Raw genomic sequence first — 16,194 nt, forward strand, 5'->3', positions numbered from 1 at the left:
AAAACTTGCGTGCTATCAGAAAATTTCTGATAGCACAGAACCTACTTAAATTTTTAGACTTACTACTTAACCTCTGGTTACTTCACTTCAGATGCTTTCTCGCTGCCTAAATTTAATAGGCTGGCTAGGGCACCTTTTTGTGTTTCATCGGCGTTATTTAACGTCGACAGTAGCTTTGCCATATTGAAGTTCTTTAGGGTTTCGCTAGATTGCGCAGCACCTGAAAGTACGCCACCTAAATCATCCATAATGTTGCGATCGCCTGCTAAGTGATCTTTAAATAAGCGTTTTACGGTATCGCTTTCATCAACTAAACCGTCAATAGACTTACCAACAGTGATAGACTTCATAAATTGACGTAAGAATTCACCGTCGCCACCCATAATATTGATATTCGCTTCGGCTAAGGCGGTTGCTAAGACATCCGCTTGTTTCTCGGCTAAATCAACGCTGTTATCAAGTTTCGCTAAAGTTAACTCACGCTCTTGGTTTAAACGTAAACCAAAAGTTTCAAACTCACGCGCTTGCTCAGACATAGCATTGAGCACTTCTTGTTTCTCGCGTAAACCCGTGGCTTCAGCAAGGGCTTTTTCTTCAATACCTTTGGCTTCGGCGGTTAATTTAAGCTCTAGCGCTTTCGCTTCTGCTTCGCCTTGTCTTTCATTGGCATCAGCATTAGCTAAGGTGACTTGTGCTTCGGCAAGGCCTTTTGAGGCGGCTTCTGCTTGTTCACCTTCAGCTAGAATTTTCTTCGACTCAGCTTGTTTACTAGCGGCTTTAAGTTCAGCTTCGGCAATGGTTTGCATTTTTCTAGCGGTATATTCAGCCGCTTGTTCTTGTGCTTTTGCTGCCTCAATATCTTTAACTAAGGCTTCTTCCGCTTCTGCTTGTGCGCGAATAACTTGCTCATCTTTTTGACGATTCGCTTCAGAGACTACGCGTAAATCTTTAATGCGCTCCTCTTCTTCGGCGACATTCTTCTCAACAGCAATACGCTCTTTTTGTACTTCGGCAATATTTTTACGCTCGATTTCTAGCGCTTTTTCTTTGTCGATGCGTAGAGTTTCCACTTCTTTTTGACGATCGATTTCTTCGATTTGACGCGCGCGGGTTACTTTTTCTTCTTCAATGGCAACGGCTCTTAAGCGGTTTTGCTCGGCGATATCCGCTTCACGTTGTTTATTTTGTTCAGCAACAGCAACCGTTTGTTCAGTTTCAATGCGTGCTTGTTCAGATTTAGCACGTTCTTCTTCAACAATTTTTGCAGTTTCTGCTTCTTCGCGTGCTTTTACGGTGGCAATTTCACGTGCTTGCTTGGCTTCAGCATCGGCTAGTTGACGCTCTAGCTCTAAGCGTTTCTCTTCAGCATCAATATCTTGGCGTTTAATGCGAATTTCTTCTTGGCGTTTTAAATCATTAGTTTCAACACTTTGCTGTGCGGTTAACTCAGTAATGCGTCTAATACCTTCAGCATCCATAATGTTATTTGGATCTAAATCATTAATCGAAGTTTGCTCTAAAAAGTCGATAGCAACATCTTCAAGTACATAGCCAGATAAATCTTGACCAATCACTTCTTTAATCTTGTCTCTAAATCTATCTCGTTGAGTGAACAGCTCAGTAAAATTAAGCTGTTTACCGACAGTTTTTAGCGCTTCTGAAAACTTAGCTTCAAATAATTCTTGTAGCGTTTCTGGGTAAGAAGAACGCTCACAACCTACTTGTTTAGCAACGCGTAAAATATCTTCTTTGGTTTCATTAACGCGAATATAAAAGGTAATAATAATATCTGCGCGAATATTATCTTGGCAGATAAGGCCAGAGCGACCTTTACGTTCTAACATCATGCGTTTGGTAGAAATATCCATAATTTCTTTTTTATGAATTACCGGGATCACCATGCCGCCAGTGGTGCTAATTTCTGGCTCTGCTCTGAGCTTGTTAATGATAAGTGCTTGGCCTTGTTCTACTTTGTTATAAAACTTAGCGATCATGATTAACAGTGAAAAGACGAAAAGTACGCCAATTCCAATAGCTAAATAAAGGGGTTCCATTACCATGTTAATTTCCTCTTGTTAAAAACATTCGTCAGCTGATGTGACTTAATTACATTCAATTTTCAAATAATTAAAGTGAATAGGGAGCAACGATATAAGTGTGGCTATCGGGTAAATATTTGATAACCAAAACCTTATCGCCTTTATTTAAGGTGTGTTCCGGATCGCAACGTACATCTAATAATAATTCTGCGCCCTCATTAAATACCCGTGCTTGGCCAAAGGTTTCATTTACTGTACTGGTAGCTATGGTGGCATCTTTACCGACAAGGTGATCACTGCTAGCGGCTTCTGTGCTGGCAAACATACCTTTTAGCGGGCGAATTGCTACACCGGTTATTGGTAAAGAGATAAAAAAGATCACTACCGTACTGGCGAGACCTGCTAAGTAGTAAAGAATGCCATCTGGCAGCCAATCTAAGATATAAAACTGTAAATAGATACTAATCAACCAGCAAATTAATATGATAATGCTGATCACTAAGGTAAAAGGCACACCCGTTAAGCCAAAGGTAAGCAGTAGGCCTGTTAGTCCGCCAACAGAAATATCTGCGTCAGCGTCGCCACTGACATCAATATCGCTATCGCCAGCAAAGTCTAAATCAATAAGTCCTAATAAACCTACTAGCCAGTAAACAACAACAATGCCAAGTAAAACCGAATAAATTAAAGTGGGAAATTGGCTGGCGACCGTTAACATTTGTTCCATAGTTCGTCCTTAAAACTGATAGTGAATAACCACTATGTGCAAAAATGTTTGCTGAGTATTTACTATACGCCTTTGACATATTATGTCAAAGGCGTATAGTAAGAAATATTGCACTGATGAGCAAAACTAGCATATTAAATTTGAGAAATCATTAAATTTAATCTTGCCTAGTTATCTGATTTTATAGCATTTATAGTGACAATAGTTAATTAATGTCTATATGATATAAATCAGCATTTAGTTATTAGAACAAACATGAAAGAAAAGGAATGATTATGAAAGGTGCAGGCGGTACTTCGGGTGGTTTTGGTCAGTTTTTTATTGGCCTAATTATGATGTGTGGTGGCTTTTATATGTTGTTAAATGCCATTACCGTATCTTCTAGTTTTGGTATGGGCATGCGTTTGTATGGCTTTTCTGCCATGGGTGGCAGCTATAATATTACTAGCGGTATGATACTTATTCCGTTTATGTTTGGCGTTGGCCTGATTTTCTATAACAGTAAAAACATTTTAGGTTGGCTGCTATCTATCGGCTCAGTGGCTGCGCTAATTTTTGGTGTTATCTCATCACTACGTTTTTCATTTCGTACCATGAGCTCTTTTGATTTAATTGTGATTTTAGTGTTGGCTATTGGTGGTATTGGTCTATTCTTGCGTTCTTTAAAGGCGCTGGATGAAAAACTACCAGATTAGCTTGATATACCTACTTCCCATAAAAGCCTCTAGCGATTGCTAGGGGCTTTTTTATTTGCCAAATTAAGCCATCATTTTTAATACCAGATAGGGCACTAAATTAAACACTAAAATCAGCACTTTATAGTTTGCTAAGTAGTTGAAATATAAGCTAGGTAAAGTTTTTTCTTCAACCTGCATCAGCTTTGCGTGAATTTTGCTGATGCTAGTGCGAAATAAAGTAAGGGAGATAGTGGTAAGCATCAAAATACCAATATTGATAAGGCTACACCAACCAAAAAATAGTGTCATTTCGTTAAGATTATTCATCGTGTTAACTCCCTTGTTTTTCAGTAAAGTATCATACTCTACTGTAATCTAATTTTATGAATTATAAGTGAAAATGTTATCCCAGTAGCAATCTAATGTTTGTTTGGCTTTTGCAAGCGAAACCGCCTGATAACCTTGCTCAGTTTGCTTAACTAACTTCATTTTAGTTAATTTATCTAGCGCGTCTGATATTTCAAAATCTAAATGGCATTGGTATTGGCTAGCAAACCAAGCTTCAACTTGCTTATCGAGTTCTTCAGCGCTTAAACCTTCAGGATTTTTTAATAAAAAGCTGTAAGCTAATAGCGCTTCTTTAAAATCTTCCTCTTCGGCAGAATCTATCAGGGTATGAAAAACGCCGGCATTGTTATCTAAATTTTTAAAGTACAGGTTATCGGAAAGAGCCTTCATAAATTTAATTTTTCGGTTTTTAAACTTGCTCCATTCTTTGAAAATAAAGCTGCCAAATACCCCCATGCCAATGGCAAAAGAAATAAAGTGCTGCTGGGTCATTTCAACGGTTTCTTGTCGCCAGCCAAGCCAAAAAGCCAGTAAAGCTGCCAGCAGTAATATCGATGCGCCTAATTTAGTGACTAATACCACGATGCCGCCAACAAGTGCAGAGCCACCGATAATAATTTTATCTATCGGGCGCATGCGTACTTCACTGTTGGGAAAGAGCATTTCTAAATCTGCTTTCGGCACGTTTTGAAATAGTTTTACTATGGTTGCGCCTGGCTCAAAGCCAAGTGGTAGTTTGTTTTTATTGGCAAAGTGCTGTTTATCTTTGAAAGTGATAAATACTGCAACGCGATCATAATTAGTGAAGTTAATGGTTTGCTTTCTTAACCCCCAAAATGAGCGCAGTGTTTCTGATTTTGTCGATTCACCGCGACGATAAAACACCACTTGCTCAAAGTCATCAAACTCTACTTCCAAGCGCACTTTAAAGAGTGACTCTTCATGCAGGGCATCTTGTAAATCTTGTTCGGTAATTTGCTCAAAATTAGCGGCGTTTAGCACTTTGGCAAAATTATTGGCAAAGCCTTTTTGTCGTTTCGCTTTCTCAGTTTCTGTGATTGCTGTTAACTGTCTGGTATCTGCGTTGGGGTCAAATGGCGCGTAATCGTTTTTTAACGATTCAAGTAAATCATGATAATCGTGATGAATAACGCTGGCTAATAGCTGACAAAATTGCTGGAAGGATTTATCACAAACTGTGCCGTTTAGTTCTTGCGCGCACATGGTGATAATATCTTGTTTTTTATAGGGAATGAATCTGTCAGTTGTCGTCATAGTTTAAAGTCTAATTTAAGTATTGTTGTTATTCGGCAAGCCATTCGCTAATACTATTGTGGTTAGCCAAGTATTTTCAGGCGATTCACCCATATTCTTAAGGCTGTCTTTAATAAAGTTTATCAACAACTGGGTTCTTTTCGGTAAATTTTCTCGTTTGGGATAGACAATAAAAATTCCGGAATTGGCAAAATCATCCACTTTGGCAATTACATCAACATTGCCGTTTAAGACAAACTTTTTCGCTGTAAAATGCGGCATTAAGGTTAAACCAAGGCCGGCACTACATAATTCCATCATGCTTTCGCCATCATCAACGATAGTCGTTTTTTGCGGTGAAACCTGTAAAGCTTTGCCTTGAAAATTGAAATGGATTGGCATGATTTTACCTGTTTGTTTGAACCTAAATTGTAGCCAAGGAAATCTAGATAAGCTTTGCTGTGTCACTTTAATATCACGATTAGCGATTAATGCTTTACTGGCACAAATGATAAATTCCATCGGTGTAAGTTTTTGGGCAACTAGCCTACTATCGGATAAAGTACCACTGCGAATAGAGACATCGATTGCCTCATCAATCATGTCAATGTATTCATCATTAAAACTGATATCTAAGTGAATATCAGGGTAGCGTTTAGAAAACTCGCACAGCATAGGCATGACATAATTTCGCCCATAAGAGATAGGCAAGTTGATTTTTAACTTGCCGCTAGCGCTATTGTTTTCTGCTTTTATATCTTCTTCAGCATGTTCAATTTGTTGGTACAAGCTGCCAACGGTTTTGGCATACTTTTCTCCGGCAGTTGTCAGGCTTAATTTGCGCGTGGAGCGATGAAATAACTGCAAACCTAGTTGTTGCTCTAAGCGTTTAATGGCTTTACTGACCGTTGAAGGGTCTGTGGCATGCTTTTTTGCTGTTGCGGCAAAACTACCTGATTCCACCACCGACATAAACAAGCCTAGGCTTCTTATTTTGTCCATAATGCTAATAACTCATGAATTATATTCACTAATATAAGGCAATAACTCCACTTTCGATAGTGATAGTTTTCAGTATGCTATAGCGGCTTTAGATCTGTTATCAGGAGAAGATATGATGTCACGAATGATTTGTGCAGTTGTTATTATCGCGAGCTTAATGACTGTTTTCACGGCGAAAAGCACTAATTTACCCGATGAGCTACTAACTATGCCGATTAAGTTAGACTCAGGTGAGGTGGTTAGTTTAAAAACATATCAAGGTAATAAGCCGGTATATCTGAAATTTTGGGCGACTTGGTGTCAACCTTGTATGCAGCAAATGCCTCATTTTCAACATGCTACCGAGCAGTTTGCTGATGATTTGCAAGTTATTGCCATTAACTTAGGTTTAAACGATACAGCTAAAGATGTTGCTAAGGTTAAGCAAGAGTTTTCCTTAACCATGAAGATGGCAACAGATAGCAAGGGTGATTTAGCAAAAGCCTTTAATTTAATTGGAACCCCATATCACCTGTTGTTTGATCGCCAAATGAACCTAGTGCATATAGGTCATAAGGCCGACAAGGTGCTAGATAATAAACTCGCTTTAATCACTCAAGATAAACCACTTGCATTATTAGCAAGTAATACGCTTTCAACTGATACTGCGGCGCTTAAACTAGTCAAAGATGATGGCCATCAGGCAATATTTTTTAGTGCGACTTGGTGTGATTGGTATTTAGAATCAGTACGCCCAGCAGTGGCTAAACAATGCGTACTGGCTATGAGTGCCATCAATGATTTATCAAGACAATTTGATGTCATTGCATGGCAAGGTTTAGTTTCTAGGTTATGGACAGGGAGTGCAGAGCTAGCGGCCTTTACAAAAAAATACCAGCAAAACTATGCTGTTAAAATTGATGAAAATAATGATTACTTTCATCATTTTCAGGTGATGGATATACCAAGCTTATTAATTGTCAAAGACGGCAAAGAAATTTATCGATTTACTGATTTTTCAGATAAGGCAAAGATTGTGGAGCAATTAACTCAGCTCGTATCAGGTAGCCATTAGCGAATTTTGCCTAATCACTTTTTGTCACACAAATAGTATCTTCATGAATAGGCAGTAGCAGTGGTGATAATTGCTCTGCCTTAGCGTTAAACCAAAAGTCGGTGTTTTCAGGGTAAACAAATACTGGCATACGCTTGTGGTATTGACTGCATTTAGGGTTTGGCGTTGTTGTTAGTGTAACTAGCTCTGTGCGCTCACTGGCAAACAACACACCCGCCATATATAAAGGCTGCTTATCAGCATGTTCGAAGTAGTATTTTACTTTTTTACCTGACTCGGTACGCCATTCATACCAACCGTTACAAGGTACTAGGCAGCGCTGCTGAGCAAAGGCATTCTTAAAGGTGGGCTTTTGCTTAACAGTTTCACTTTGAGCATTAATAATAAGCTTTTTAGACCAATCTGGTTTGATGCCCCAAAGGGCGTTCGTTTGCTGGTAACCATCAGCACTAGGCGAGATACAGGCAACATGCTGGCTTGGGCTGAGATTTAGATTATCTTCTACCTGAAAAGGCGTATTAAATAACTCGCTTACCCTAGTAACAATACTATTTGATACGCCAAAGCGACCGCACATTGTTAATTACTCTTGAGGTGCGTTACTTGAAGAGAGCAAATAGCCTTTAACTAGCGCGAATTGAGCAAAGTAATATGTTGCCATAACCCATAATTGACTTTGATAAATTTCGCTGTTGAATTTATCAAAGCCAATCAATGAATCTGATATGACAAAGCTAATGCCACCAGCGATTAACCAAAGGTTTGATTTACTTGAGAAAACCGTAGCTAATGCCATGAGTAGTAACACCAGCATATAGGCAAAAACAGGAATAAATAACTCCCCTAGGCCATCAACTAGTAGCATAAACATTACTGCGCCAAAACCACCATAACTAATTAATATTAAGCCTTTTTTAAGGCTGCTTTGCTGGAAGTTAAAGGGTTTTAAACTGGCAAGATAGCCAAGGTGAGCAATAAAGAAAGAGCCTAAGCCGAATACAAACCAGCCATCGCGGTTGTAGTCTAATATAAAATCGCCGCAAACAGAGAAGATTAGACCAAAGAGAAAAAATTTAGCACTGTTATGGCTATTGCCCTGCTTAATATGCTGCCAAGTTACTGTGATAAGTAACAAAATAGGTAGCATTTTTACTAACCAGCTCAAAGGGTAAGGCTTAACTAAGGTGGAGGCTATAAAGCCGATAGCTAAGCCAACAAATACTAGGGTGTTGTTTTTATTCATTATTGTGTAACCTCAGTTTCGCATAAGCTATGCGTTTCTAGCAGCCATTTTTACTGACTTCTGCGTTATTTTTAAGTGAAATAGCAAGCTATTCCTACTTCAAAAAGCCTTGAATTCAGACAAAATTATCTAGCTAGAAATCACAAATAGCTATAACTTTTTGATGAATTGAATTTAGCACTATCTCTTATGCAAACCTGAGGTTATGTACCTTAGGTTTTATATATTGTGCGAGCAAAAGCTCACTACACTGGAAGTTATGTTACTTTTGTTAGCTCAATAACGATCATGTTTTCACCGCTTATGCTGATGTCATGCTTACTGAGGTGTTCATCATTATCAATACGTGCGAGTGAGCCTGTTGGCACGCTGGTGGTTAAACTTGCTTGAGATACTTGGCAATAGCTAGAAAGACTATAAACAAAAACCAACTCACTCTGTGCTGGCATAGTAACGACTTGCTTATTGGTATAAGTGTTCACCTTGGCGCTGTAATGACCTTGCTTAGTCATGATATTGAAATCTTTAATGCTACCATGGCTTAAGGTGCCAACCGTTTTGCTGCCGCCATCAAAGTGGGCAACATCAAGTAACTTAGTTAAGTTATCAGTGCTTTTGCCATCATGTTCAAGGGTAATGCCTTTGCCAGCTATTAAAACTAAATCGCGCTGATAGCCGGAAAAGTCAGAGAAAACGCCATTATTATCTACTGTGGCAATACTTAAGCGCCAAGCAAAATCATCTAATTTACCTCCTGAGCTGATGGCAAGTTCGGTGGTACTACCTAAGCCATTTTTCCAAGGAATAGTTTTAAAGTAATCAGGAGAAATTACGGTGATCAAGATGAGTCCTTTATTCTAATTAAGCGAAAATTTATTCTAGCGCACATTTTTATCAAAAAACTAGTTATACGCGATCAAAAAACCAGTTAAACACGTGTTTAACTTTTATTAATTTATCATGACACTGCTCGCACCACTAGATTACTGCTTGCTAGGCACAGTTGTGCGCGTTAGAATCAGCTGGTATTGTCCTTGACCAATGTCAATTTAGTTTGCTGTTGTTATACGGACATATACACACTTGTCGGAGTGCCAAAGGCTGAGATCGCGTAAGCGGGATCCGTAGTACCTGAACAGATTAATATCTGCGTAGGGAACAAGACAGAGCAAACACTATTAGTTCATTTTACCCAGGTTTGCTGCTTCTTCATTTTGCAAAACTCCGCCTATTTTTTAAATATTAAAACTTTAAAAACAGGGGCGACCATGAGCGACCAAGCGAATAATCAAGACAACCATTCATCTCAACAGAGCAAGCCACAAACGCGACGTGAAAAGCGTGAAGCGGCAGAAGCCTTTTTAAAAAACGTATCGGATCAATCTTTCCCAAATTCAAAGAAAATCTATGTTCCAGGTAAAATACACGATATCAAAGTGGGTATGCGTGAAATTACCTTAACTGATACCTTAGTTGGCGGCACAAAAGAAAACCCTATTTATGAGAAAAACGAGCCGCTATGCGTTTATGATACTTCTGGCTATTACACTGATGAAAATGTAGAAATCGATGTGCACAAAGGTATTCCTCGTTTACGGGAAACCTGGATTGATGCCCGCGATGATATCGACTTTCTAGAATCAAATACTTCGCAATATGCACAGCAGCGTCTTGCCGATGAAGGTATAGATCACCTTCGCTTTGAACACTTACCGAAAGTACGTCGTGCTAAGCCAGGCAAAAATGTCACGCAAATGCACTATGCGAAAAAAGGTATTATCACACCAGAAATGGAATACATTGCCATTCGTGAAAACTTAAAGCGCCAAGAAGTGAAAGATGAAATTTTACTTCAGCAACATAAAGGTGAGTCGTTTGGTGCTAGCATTCCTGAGCAAATTACCCCTGAGTTTGTCCGTGATGAAGTAGCGCGCGGTCGTGCCATTATTCCAAACAATATCAATCACCCTGAAAGTGAGCCTATGATCATTGGTCGTAACTTTTTAATTAAAGTGAATGCCAACATTGGTAACTCAGCGGTAACTTCAAGCATTGAAGAAGAAGTTGAAAAGCTAGTATGGTCGGCCAAATGGGGCGCAGATACTGTGATGGATTTATCAACAGGTCGTAATATTCACGAAACTCGAGAATGGATTTTACGTAACTCGCCTGTGCCAATTGGTACTGTACCAATTTATCAAGCACTTGAAAAAGTAAATGGTGTTGCTGAAGACTTAACTTGGGAAATTTTCCGCGATACTTTAATTGAGCAAGCAGAGCAAGGTGTTGATTACTTTACTATTCACGCTGGTGTGTTACTTCGTTACGTACCTATGACAGCAAAACGTGTCACTGGAATTGTTTCTCGCGGTGGCTCAATTATGGCCAAGTGGTGTTTAGCGCATCACAAAGAAAACTTCTTATACACCCACTTTGAAGATATTTGTGAAATCTTAAAACAATACGATGTTTCCTTCTCATTAGGTGATGGCTTGCGCCCAGGCTCAGTCGCTGATGCTAATGATGAAGCGCAATTTGCTGAACTAAGAACCTTAGGTGAGCTAACTAAAATAGCGTGGAAACACGACGTACAAACTATCATTGAAGGTCCAGGCCATGTACCGCTTCATATGATTAAAGCGAATATGGAAGAGCAATTAGAGCACTGTGGTGAAGCGCCATTTTATACTTTAGGGCCACTAACGACAGATATTGCTCCAGGTTATGATCACATCACCTCAGGTATAGGTGCTGCTAATATTGGTTGGTACGGCTGTGCCATGCTGTGTTATGTAACCCCTAAAGAGCACTTAGGCTTACCAAATAAAGAAGACGTAAAAGAAGGCTTAATTACTTATAAGCTGGCAGCACATGCGGGCGATTTAGCCAAAGGCCACCCAGGCGCACAAATTCGTGATAATGCCATGAGTAAGGCGCGCTTTGAGTTTCGTTGGTATGATCAATTCAATATAGGTTTAGACCCAGAAACAGCACGTGCTTATCATGATGAAACCTTACCGCAAGAGTCAGGTAAAATTGCTCATTTCTGCTCTATGTGTGGTCCTAAATTCTGTTCGATGAAAATCTCGCAAGAAGTACGTGATTACGCGGCAGAGCTGGATAAAAACGCTATTAAAATTCAATTACTTGATGAAACCGTGACTTTAACGTCGGATGAAGCCATTGAACAGGCCATGCAGGAAAAGTCTGCTGAATTTAAAGCAACCGGTAGTGAAATTTACCATACCGCTAAGTAACTTCGAGTAAGCGCTAGCATATCAGCGTTTGCTGATATGCTAGCGATGAAGGCAATGATATGAAAATAGCCATTGTTGGCGCGGGTTTAATGGGCCGTTTGCTAGCTTTATCTTTAATTCGAGACAAGCAGCATAGCGTTTGCTTGTTTGATCAAGACAACAAAGATGCGCATCAAAGTGCTGCTTATGCCGCGGCGGGTTTATTAACGCCATTAGGTGAATCTTTACATTGTGAAGCAAACATTGTGGCTATGGGCTTTAAGTCGCTAGCTATGTGGCCTAAGTTACTAGATAGTTTAGATGAGTACACCATTTTCCAGCAAACGGGCGCCATTATGGTTAGCCACGAGCAAGATAAAGGTGATTATCAGCGCTTTGTTCGTCACTTACAGATGAATTATCCACAGCAGCCAAGTCATCAGCTTAATCGTAGCCAGTTACTGGAATTAGAGCCAGAGCTTGGCAGAAGCTTTAATCAGGGCTTGTATTTACCGCAAGAAGGCCAGTTAGGCAATCGTCGCTTATTGGTGGCCTTAGCTAAGCAATTAATGCAAGAAGGGCAAAATGCTGACTTTGATTGGTTAACTGAGTCTAAAGTTGTCGGTATTCATGCTGATGGCTGTGGGCAAGTTGTAAGTTATCAACAGCGCGGAGTAGCTAAGAGCCAGCCGTTTGATTTAGTCATTGATTGTCGTGGTACGGGGGCTAGTAACAAGCACGCCAATGCAGATGCCGCACCTTTACCTGATTTACGTGCCGTGCGTGGTGAATTATTTCAGCTATTTGCCCCCGATGTCCACCTTACTCGACCAATACGCTTAATGCACCCTAGGTATCAATTATATATTGCGCCTAAAGGTAAAGGTTTTTATGTGGTCGGCGCTACCGAAATTGAAAGTGATGATGATTCACCCATGACAGTGCGATCGGCCATGGAGTTATTAAGTGCTGCTTATAGCGTGCATCCGGGCTTTGCTGAGGCGAATATTCGTCAGCATGTTAGTCAATGCCGACCAGCCTTTAGCGATAATCAGCCGAAGATTATTCAGCAATCAGGCTTAGTGCAAGTCAATGGTTTATTTCGTCATGGCTTTTTAATTGCTCCTGTGGTGTTAGCGCAAGTGTTGGCGGTTATTGACAATATCTCCAATAATAATGAAGTTGAGTTACCTTATAGTGACTTAATGCCTGTGACGGTTAAGTAGCCGATTAGCTTAGATAAATAAGAAGTAAGATTATGAATTTTCACATTAATGGCAAAGCTTATGCGCTAAGCCACGAAACCAGCATTACTGTGTCAGCAGCGCTGGATTTATATTTTATTGAGCCGCAGCACTCGACCTTTGCTGTTGCCTTAAATGGCGATTTTGTTGGTAAAGATGCCTATGAGACAACGAAAGTAAACAATGGCGATAGCCTAGATGTACTGATGCCTATTCAAGGTGGCTAACTGATTACTTAGGGCGTGTTGATCTTTGTTGATATTTTCAGCAATGAGTTATTTTTATCAATAGCAAAGCAGTATGAGCGCGGTTTGGTTGTTCCAAATAAGTGAATACTAATGCCGCTAGTGTTAAAAATAGCCATTGCCCTTCGGGCTGAGGCTAAAATCACTTTACTCTGCGTTAAAAGTGGCTAATTTAGCTAGCTAAACTACGCAACTTTTGTCTTGATTAAAGGGATTTTCTCTCTCAGCTGAATTATTAAACAAAGGTCTACACGCCCTAGAGACTGGCTATAGAAAATAGTCGTGGAGAATAAATTATGTCGTTAACAATTTATGGTGAGCAGTTAAATAGCCGATTACTGATTGGTAGTGCTTTATATCCGTCACCTGAAATTATGAAGCAAGCTATTTTGGCCAGTGGCTCACAAGTAGTGACTTTGTCGCTCAAAAGGCAAAACCCAGCAGAAAACTCAGGTCAAAAAATTTGGCAATACTTACAGGACGTTGTTGCGCAAACCAATGGCAAGCTATTGCCAAATACTGCTGGCTGTAAATCGGCTAAAGAAGCGGTAACCTTAGCAAAAATGAGCCGAGAGATTTTTCAAACCGATTGGCTAAAGCTTGAGGTCATTGGTGATGACTATAACTTACAGCCAGATCCCATCGAGTTAATCACGGCCACTGAGCAGTTATTAGCCGATGGTTTTAAAGTGCTACCCTACTGTACCGATGACTTAGTATTGTGCCAACGATTGTATGATTTAGGTTGTCAGGTGATTATGCCATGGGCATCGCCTATTGGTACGGGTAAAGGTTTAATGAACCCTTACAACCTTGAAACCATACGTATGCGGCTACCTGAGGCTACCTTGATTCTTGATGCCGGTATAGGTAAACCATCAGATGCCTGTTTGGCGATGGAAATGGGCTATGATGGCGTGCTATTAAACAGTGCCGTGGCTTTAGCGGATAACCCGGTAATGATGGCAAAAGCGTTTGCTCAAGCATTACAAGCGGGTGAGCTAGGTTATGTAGCTGGCGTGATGGAGCAAAGGCAAACGGCGCATCCGTCAACGCCCACCCTAGATACGCCTTTCTGGCACCAAAATAGCTAGTAAATGCGTCGTTATTTAACGTTACTGCTGCGTTGAATATGCTCACCTAGTGCACTAGGCTGCGCGTATTCGCCTGGCATTATCGTTAACTAACTTAGCCTTTAAGCTATTTATTTTTGAGATTTAACAATAGACAAAAGCAATAATGACGATAAAGCAAAAAGCTATTATTTGGACAATTTCAGGCAGTGACTGTTCGGGTGGCGCAGGTATAGCGGCAGATATTAAAACCGGGCACGGCTTAGGTGTTGAGGTGTGTAGTTTAATTACGGCCAATACCGCGCAAAACTCTTCTCAACTGCTTGCGGTTAACCCGGTTTCAATTGAAATTTTGCAGCAGCAATATGAGGTGTTGATAGAAGATAAATCGCCTACGGTCATCAAAATAGGTTTAGTGGCCAATGTTGAACAAGTGGTTTGGCTAACGCAGGCAATTAAAGCGTTAAAGCAGCAAGTTAATGGCCTTATCGTGGTTTATGATCCTGTTGGTCAGGCTAGTGTGGGAGGCAATTTTCATTCCCTTTCCTTAAACGAGCTTACGCCTTTATTAAAAGTAGTTGATATCGTTACCCCTAATTTAGCTGAAGCGCAAGCCTTGGCGCAGCTAGATGATATTAGCGAGTCAAAGCAATTAGCCCAGCGTATTTATCAGGCTTTTGCCATTAATGCCGTGATTGTTAAGGGCGGCCATAGCGAGCAGCAAGGGGTAAGCAGTGATTATTGTTATCATCAGTTAAATCAAATCAAGCAAGACAATCAAGATAAGCTACATCAAGCCATCAGTTATCAGTTATCTTCAGCAAGAATTGATAGTCATTATAGTCATGGCGGTGGTTGTAGTTTTGCCACAGCGCTTGCCAGCTTTTTAGCCTTAGGTTATTTAGTACGTGATGCATTTACCTTAGCGAAAGCTTTTATTAATCAAGGCTTAAAGGCGAGTGTTGACTTAAGTGCTAGTAAGCAACATCAATATTACGGCGCGTTTGAACAGCTTGGCTGGCCGCATAGTAGTGAGGACTTTCCGCAAGTTGTTGATGATATTCATCGGCAATATCATGATTTACCTGCCTTTAAGTCACTCAACCTTAACGGCAAGCAGTTAGGTTTATATCCGGTAATCGATTCATTAGCATGGCTTAAGCGGTTATTGCCATTAGGGCTGGAAATTATTCAGCTGAGGGTGAAAAACTTGCCAGAAGATGAATTAGAGCAGGTTATCGCTCAGGCGGTGGAATTAGCGAAAGACTATAATACTCGTCTGTTTATTAATGACTATTGGCAGCTAGCCATTAAATACGGTGCTTATGGCGTTCATATTGGTCAAGAAGATTTAATGGCTGCTGATTTAGCACAAATTCAACGCGCTGGTATTCGTTTAGGTCTTAGCACCCATGGCTGTTATGAGTTCTTGTTAGCGCAGCAATTACAACCTTCTTATTTGGCTATTGGCGCTATTTTTCCTACCAGCACTAAAGATATGACAGGACAGATTCAGGGTTTAGATAATCTTGCGCAAGTGCTGACATTAAGGCCGAATGATAAAGCCAAGCAAATCCCTGTGGTCGCTATCGGCGGTATTAACTTAGCAAGAGCGCCACTTGTGGCAGCAACTGGGGTTGAAAGTATTGCCGTGGTGACTTCCATTACTCATGCTGACGATCCTGAGCAGGCGGTTGCTCAGTTACAAGTTTGTATCAATAAAACCTAGTTACGCACACTGAAGTAAACGCTCACTTGTGTGCTTATTGTTGACTACTATACTTAATGGATGATCATTTAAGTAACTTAAGCACGAGTTACTTAATAACTAAGCGAGTGCTTTATGATTGAATTAACAATTGAGAAAGTAGGTGATGGCTTTGGTGTGAAATTACCGGGAGAAGTATTAAGCCATTTACAGGCAAAAGCTGGTGAGCGTATTTTTTTAGAATATATGTTTAACGGTAGTTATCGTTTGGCTAAGCATGATGAAAAAGTAGCAGAAGAAACCTTGCTCATTGATGGTCAAATGCACGAAGAAGATGCCTAATA

Annotated in this window: 16 protein-coding genes and 1 riboswitch; of the genes, 8 read left to right on the forward strand and 8 right to left on the reverse strand. The window is 40.2% G+C overall.

The features are described 5' to 3' along the window. Window positions 1-77: 77 nt before the first annotated feature. Together EMK97_RS12315 and EMK97_RS12320 are read right to left on the reverse strand one after the other, a co-directional pair. Entirely contained in the window at window positions 78-2,060 is a 1,983-nt protein-coding gene (locus EMK97_RS12315; protein ID WP_211342241.1) for a hypothetical protein, read from the reverse strand. Between the two features lie 67 nt (window positions 2,061-2,127). Then, a complete protein-coding gene (locus tag EMK97_RS12320; protein WP_130602600.1) occupies window positions 2,128-2,766 on the reverse strand; it encodes an OB-fold-containig protein in 639 nt (212 codons plus the stop codon). Between the two features lie 275 nt (window positions 2,767-3,041). Between EMK97_RS12320 and EMK97_RS12325 the strand changes: the two genes are divergently transcribed. Then, window positions 3,042-3,461 (forward strand): hypothetical protein, encoded by a 420-nt coding sequence (locus EMK97_RS12325; RefSeq protein WP_130602602.1) that lies wholly within the window; start codon window positions 3,042-3,044, stop codon window positions 3,459-3,461. Window positions 3,462-3,524: 63 nt separating this feature from the next. On the opposite strand, the gene EMK97_RS12330 is transcribed toward EMK97_RS12325, so the two are convergent. The 3 genes from EMK97_RS12330 to EMK97_RS12340 are packed head-to-tail and all read right to left on the reverse strand — an operon-like array spanning window position 3,525 to window position 6,047. Then, window positions 3,525-3,770: a DUF6868 family protein gene (locus EMK97_RS12330; protein ID WP_130602604.1), complete on the reverse strand. Its 246-nt coding sequence runs from the start codon at window positions 3,768-3,770 to the stop codon at window positions 3,525-3,527. Window positions 3,771-3,824: 54 nt separating this feature from the next. Further along, window positions 3,825-5,066 (reverse strand): TMEM143 family protein, encoded by a 1,242-nt coding sequence (locus EMK97_RS12335; RefSeq protein ID WP_246028779.1) that lies wholly within the window; start codon window positions 5,064-5,066, stop codon window positions 3,825-3,827. Between the two features lie 15 nt (window positions 5,067-5,081). Continuing rightward, complete coding sequence (locus EMK97_RS12340) at window positions 5,082-6,047, reverse strand: LysR family transcriptional regulator (RefSeq protein WP_130602606.1); 966 nt, start codon at window positions 6,045-6,047, stop codon at window positions 5,082-5,084. A 112-nt stretch (window positions 6,048-6,159) separates the two neighbouring features. Here EMK97_RS12340 and EMK97_RS12345 point away from each other — a divergent pair, with 112 nt between their 5' ends. Further along, window positions 6,160-7,101: a redoxin domain-containing protein gene (locus EMK97_RS12345; protein ID WP_130602608.1), complete on the forward strand. Its 942-nt coding sequence runs from the start codon at window positions 6,160-6,162 to the stop codon at window positions 7,099-7,101. A gap of 10 nt (window positions 7,102-7,111) precedes the next feature. Here the strand turns inward: EMK97_RS12345 and EMK97_RS12350 are convergent, their stop codons facing one another. The 3 genes from EMK97_RS12350 to EMK97_RS12360 form a co-directional block, all read right to left on the reverse strand. After that, a complete protein-coding gene (locus EMK97_RS12350; RefSeq protein WP_130602610.1) occupies window positions 7,112-7,678 on the reverse strand; it encodes an SOS response-associated peptidase in 567 nt (188 codons plus the stop codon). A gap of 6 nt (window positions 7,679-7,684) precedes the next feature. Further along, window positions 7,685-8,344 carry a lysoplasmalogenase gene (locus EMK97_RS12355; RefSeq protein WP_130602612.1) on the reverse strand — a complete coding sequence of 220 codons (660 nt, stop codon included), beginning with the start codon at window positions 8,342-8,344 and terminating at the stop codon, window positions 7,685-7,687. 257 nt (window positions 8,345-8,601) lie between these two features. After that, window positions 8,602-9,186 (reverse strand): HutD/Ves family protein, encoded by a 585-nt coding sequence (locus tag EMK97_RS12360; RefSeq protein ID WP_130602614.1) that lies wholly within the window; start codon window positions 9,184-9,186, stop codon window positions 8,602-8,604. Between the two features lie 235 nt (window positions 9,187-9,421). Further along, a riboswitch (TPP riboswitch) is annotated at window positions 9,422-9,519 on the forward strand. 93 nt (window positions 9,520-9,612) lie between these two features. Between EMK97_RS12360 and thiC the strand changes: the two genes are divergently transcribed. The 6 genes from thiC to EMK97_RS12390 all read left to right on the forward strand — a co-directional run bounded on the left by thiC (window position 9,613) and on the right by EMK97_RS12390 (window position 16,192). Beyond that, window positions 9,613-11,601: a phosphomethylpyrimidine synthase ThiC gene (gene thiC, locus EMK97_RS12365; protein WP_130602616.1), complete on the forward strand. Its 1,989-nt coding sequence runs from the start codon at window positions 9,613-9,615 to the stop codon at window positions 11,599-11,601. A gap of 59 nt (window positions 11,602-11,660) precedes the next feature. Beyond that, window positions 11,661-12,806, forward strand: a complete 1,146-nt coding sequence (locus EMK97_RS12370; protein ID WP_130602618.1) for an FAD-dependent oxidoreductase — start codon at window positions 11,661-11,663, stop codon at window positions 12,804-12,806. A 32-nt stretch (window positions 12,807-12,838) separates the two neighbouring features. Then, window positions 12,839-13,051 carry a sulfur carrier protein ThiS gene (thiS, locus tag EMK97_RS12375; protein ID WP_130602620.1) on the forward strand — a complete coding sequence of 71 codons (213 nt, stop codon included), beginning with the start codon at window positions 12,839-12,841 and terminating at the stop codon, window positions 13,049-13,051. Window positions 13,052-13,365: 314 nt separating this feature from the next. Further along, window positions 13,366-14,163 carry a thiazole synthase gene (locus EMK97_RS12380; protein ID WP_130602622.1) on the forward strand — a complete coding sequence of 266 codons (798 nt, stop codon included), beginning with the start codon at window positions 13,366-13,368 and terminating at the stop codon, window positions 14,161-14,163. A gap of 145 nt (window positions 14,164-14,308) precedes the next feature. After that, entirely contained in the window at window positions 14,309-15,871 is a 1,563-nt protein-coding gene (gene thiE, locus EMK97_RS12385) for a thiamine phosphate synthase (protein WP_130602624.1), read from the forward strand. 114 nt (window positions 15,872-15,985) lie between these two features. Beyond that, a complete protein-coding gene (locus EMK97_RS12390; RefSeq protein WP_130602626.1) occupies window positions 15,986-16,192 on the forward strand; it encodes a hypothetical protein in 207 nt (68 codons plus the stop codon). The last annotated feature ends 2 nt before the right edge of the window (window positions 16,193-16,194 follow it).

This window comes from Litorilituus sediminis, from assembly GCF_004295665.1.
Classification (GTDB): domain Bacteria; phylum Pseudomonadota; class Gammaproteobacteria; order Enterobacterales; family Alteromonadaceae; genus Colwellia; species Colwellia sediminis.

Coding starts and splice junctions, on each gene's coding strand:
- EMK97_RS12315 (WP_211342241.1), bottom strand. CDS start 2,060: ATGGTAATGGAACCCCTTTATTTAGCTATTGGAATTGGCGTACTTTTC.
- EMK97_RS12320 (WP_130602600.1), bottom strand. CDS start 2,766: ATGGAACAAATGTTAACGGTCGCCAGCCAATTTCCCACTTTAATTTAT.
- EMK97_RS12325 (WP_130602602.1), top strand. CDS start 3,042: ATGAAAGGTGCAGGCGGTACTTCGGGTGGTTTTGGTCAGTTTTTTATT.
- EMK97_RS12330 (WP_130602604.1), bottom strand. CDS start 3,770: ATGAATAATCTTAACGAAATGACACTATTTTTTGGTTGGTGTAGCCTT.
- EMK97_RS12335 (WP_246028779.1), bottom strand. CDS start 5,066: ATGACGACAACTGACAGATTCATTCCCTATAAAAAACAAGATATTATC.
- EMK97_RS12340 (WP_130602606.1), bottom strand. CDS start 6,047: ATGGACAAAATAAGAAGCCTAGGCTTGTTTATGTCGGTGGTGGAATCA.
- EMK97_RS12345 (WP_130602608.1), top strand. CDS start 6,160: ATGATGTCACGAATGATTTGTGCAGTTGTTATTATCGCGAGCTTAATG.
- EMK97_RS12350 (WP_130602610.1), bottom strand. CDS start 7,678: ATGTGCGGTCGCTTTGGCGTATCAAATAGTATTGTTACTAGGGTAAGC.
- EMK97_RS12355 (WP_130602612.1), bottom strand. CDS start 8,344: ATGAATAAAAACAACACCCTAGTATTTGTTGGCTTAGCTATCGGCTTT.
- thiC (WP_130602616.1), top strand. CDS start 9,613: ATGAGCGACCAAGCGAATAATCAAGACAACCATTCATCTCAACAGAGC.
- EMK97_RS12370 (WP_130602618.1), top strand. CDS start 11,661: ATGAAAATAGCCATTGTTGGCGCGGGTTTAATGGGCCGTTTGCTAGCT.
- thiS (WP_130602620.1), top strand. CDS start 12,839: ATGAATTTTCACATTAATGGCAAAGCTTATGCGCTAAGCCACGAAACC.
- EMK97_RS12380 (WP_130602622.1), top strand. CDS start 13,366: ATGTCGTTAACAATTTATGGTGAGCAGTTAAATAGCCGATTACTGATT.
- thiE (WP_130602624.1), top strand. CDS start 14,309: ATGACGATAAAGCAAAAAGCTATTATTTGGACAATTTCAGGCAGTGAC.
- EMK97_RS12390 (WP_130602626.1), top strand. CDS start 15,986: ATGATTGAATTAACAATTGAGAAAGTAGGTGATGGCTTTGGTGTGAAA.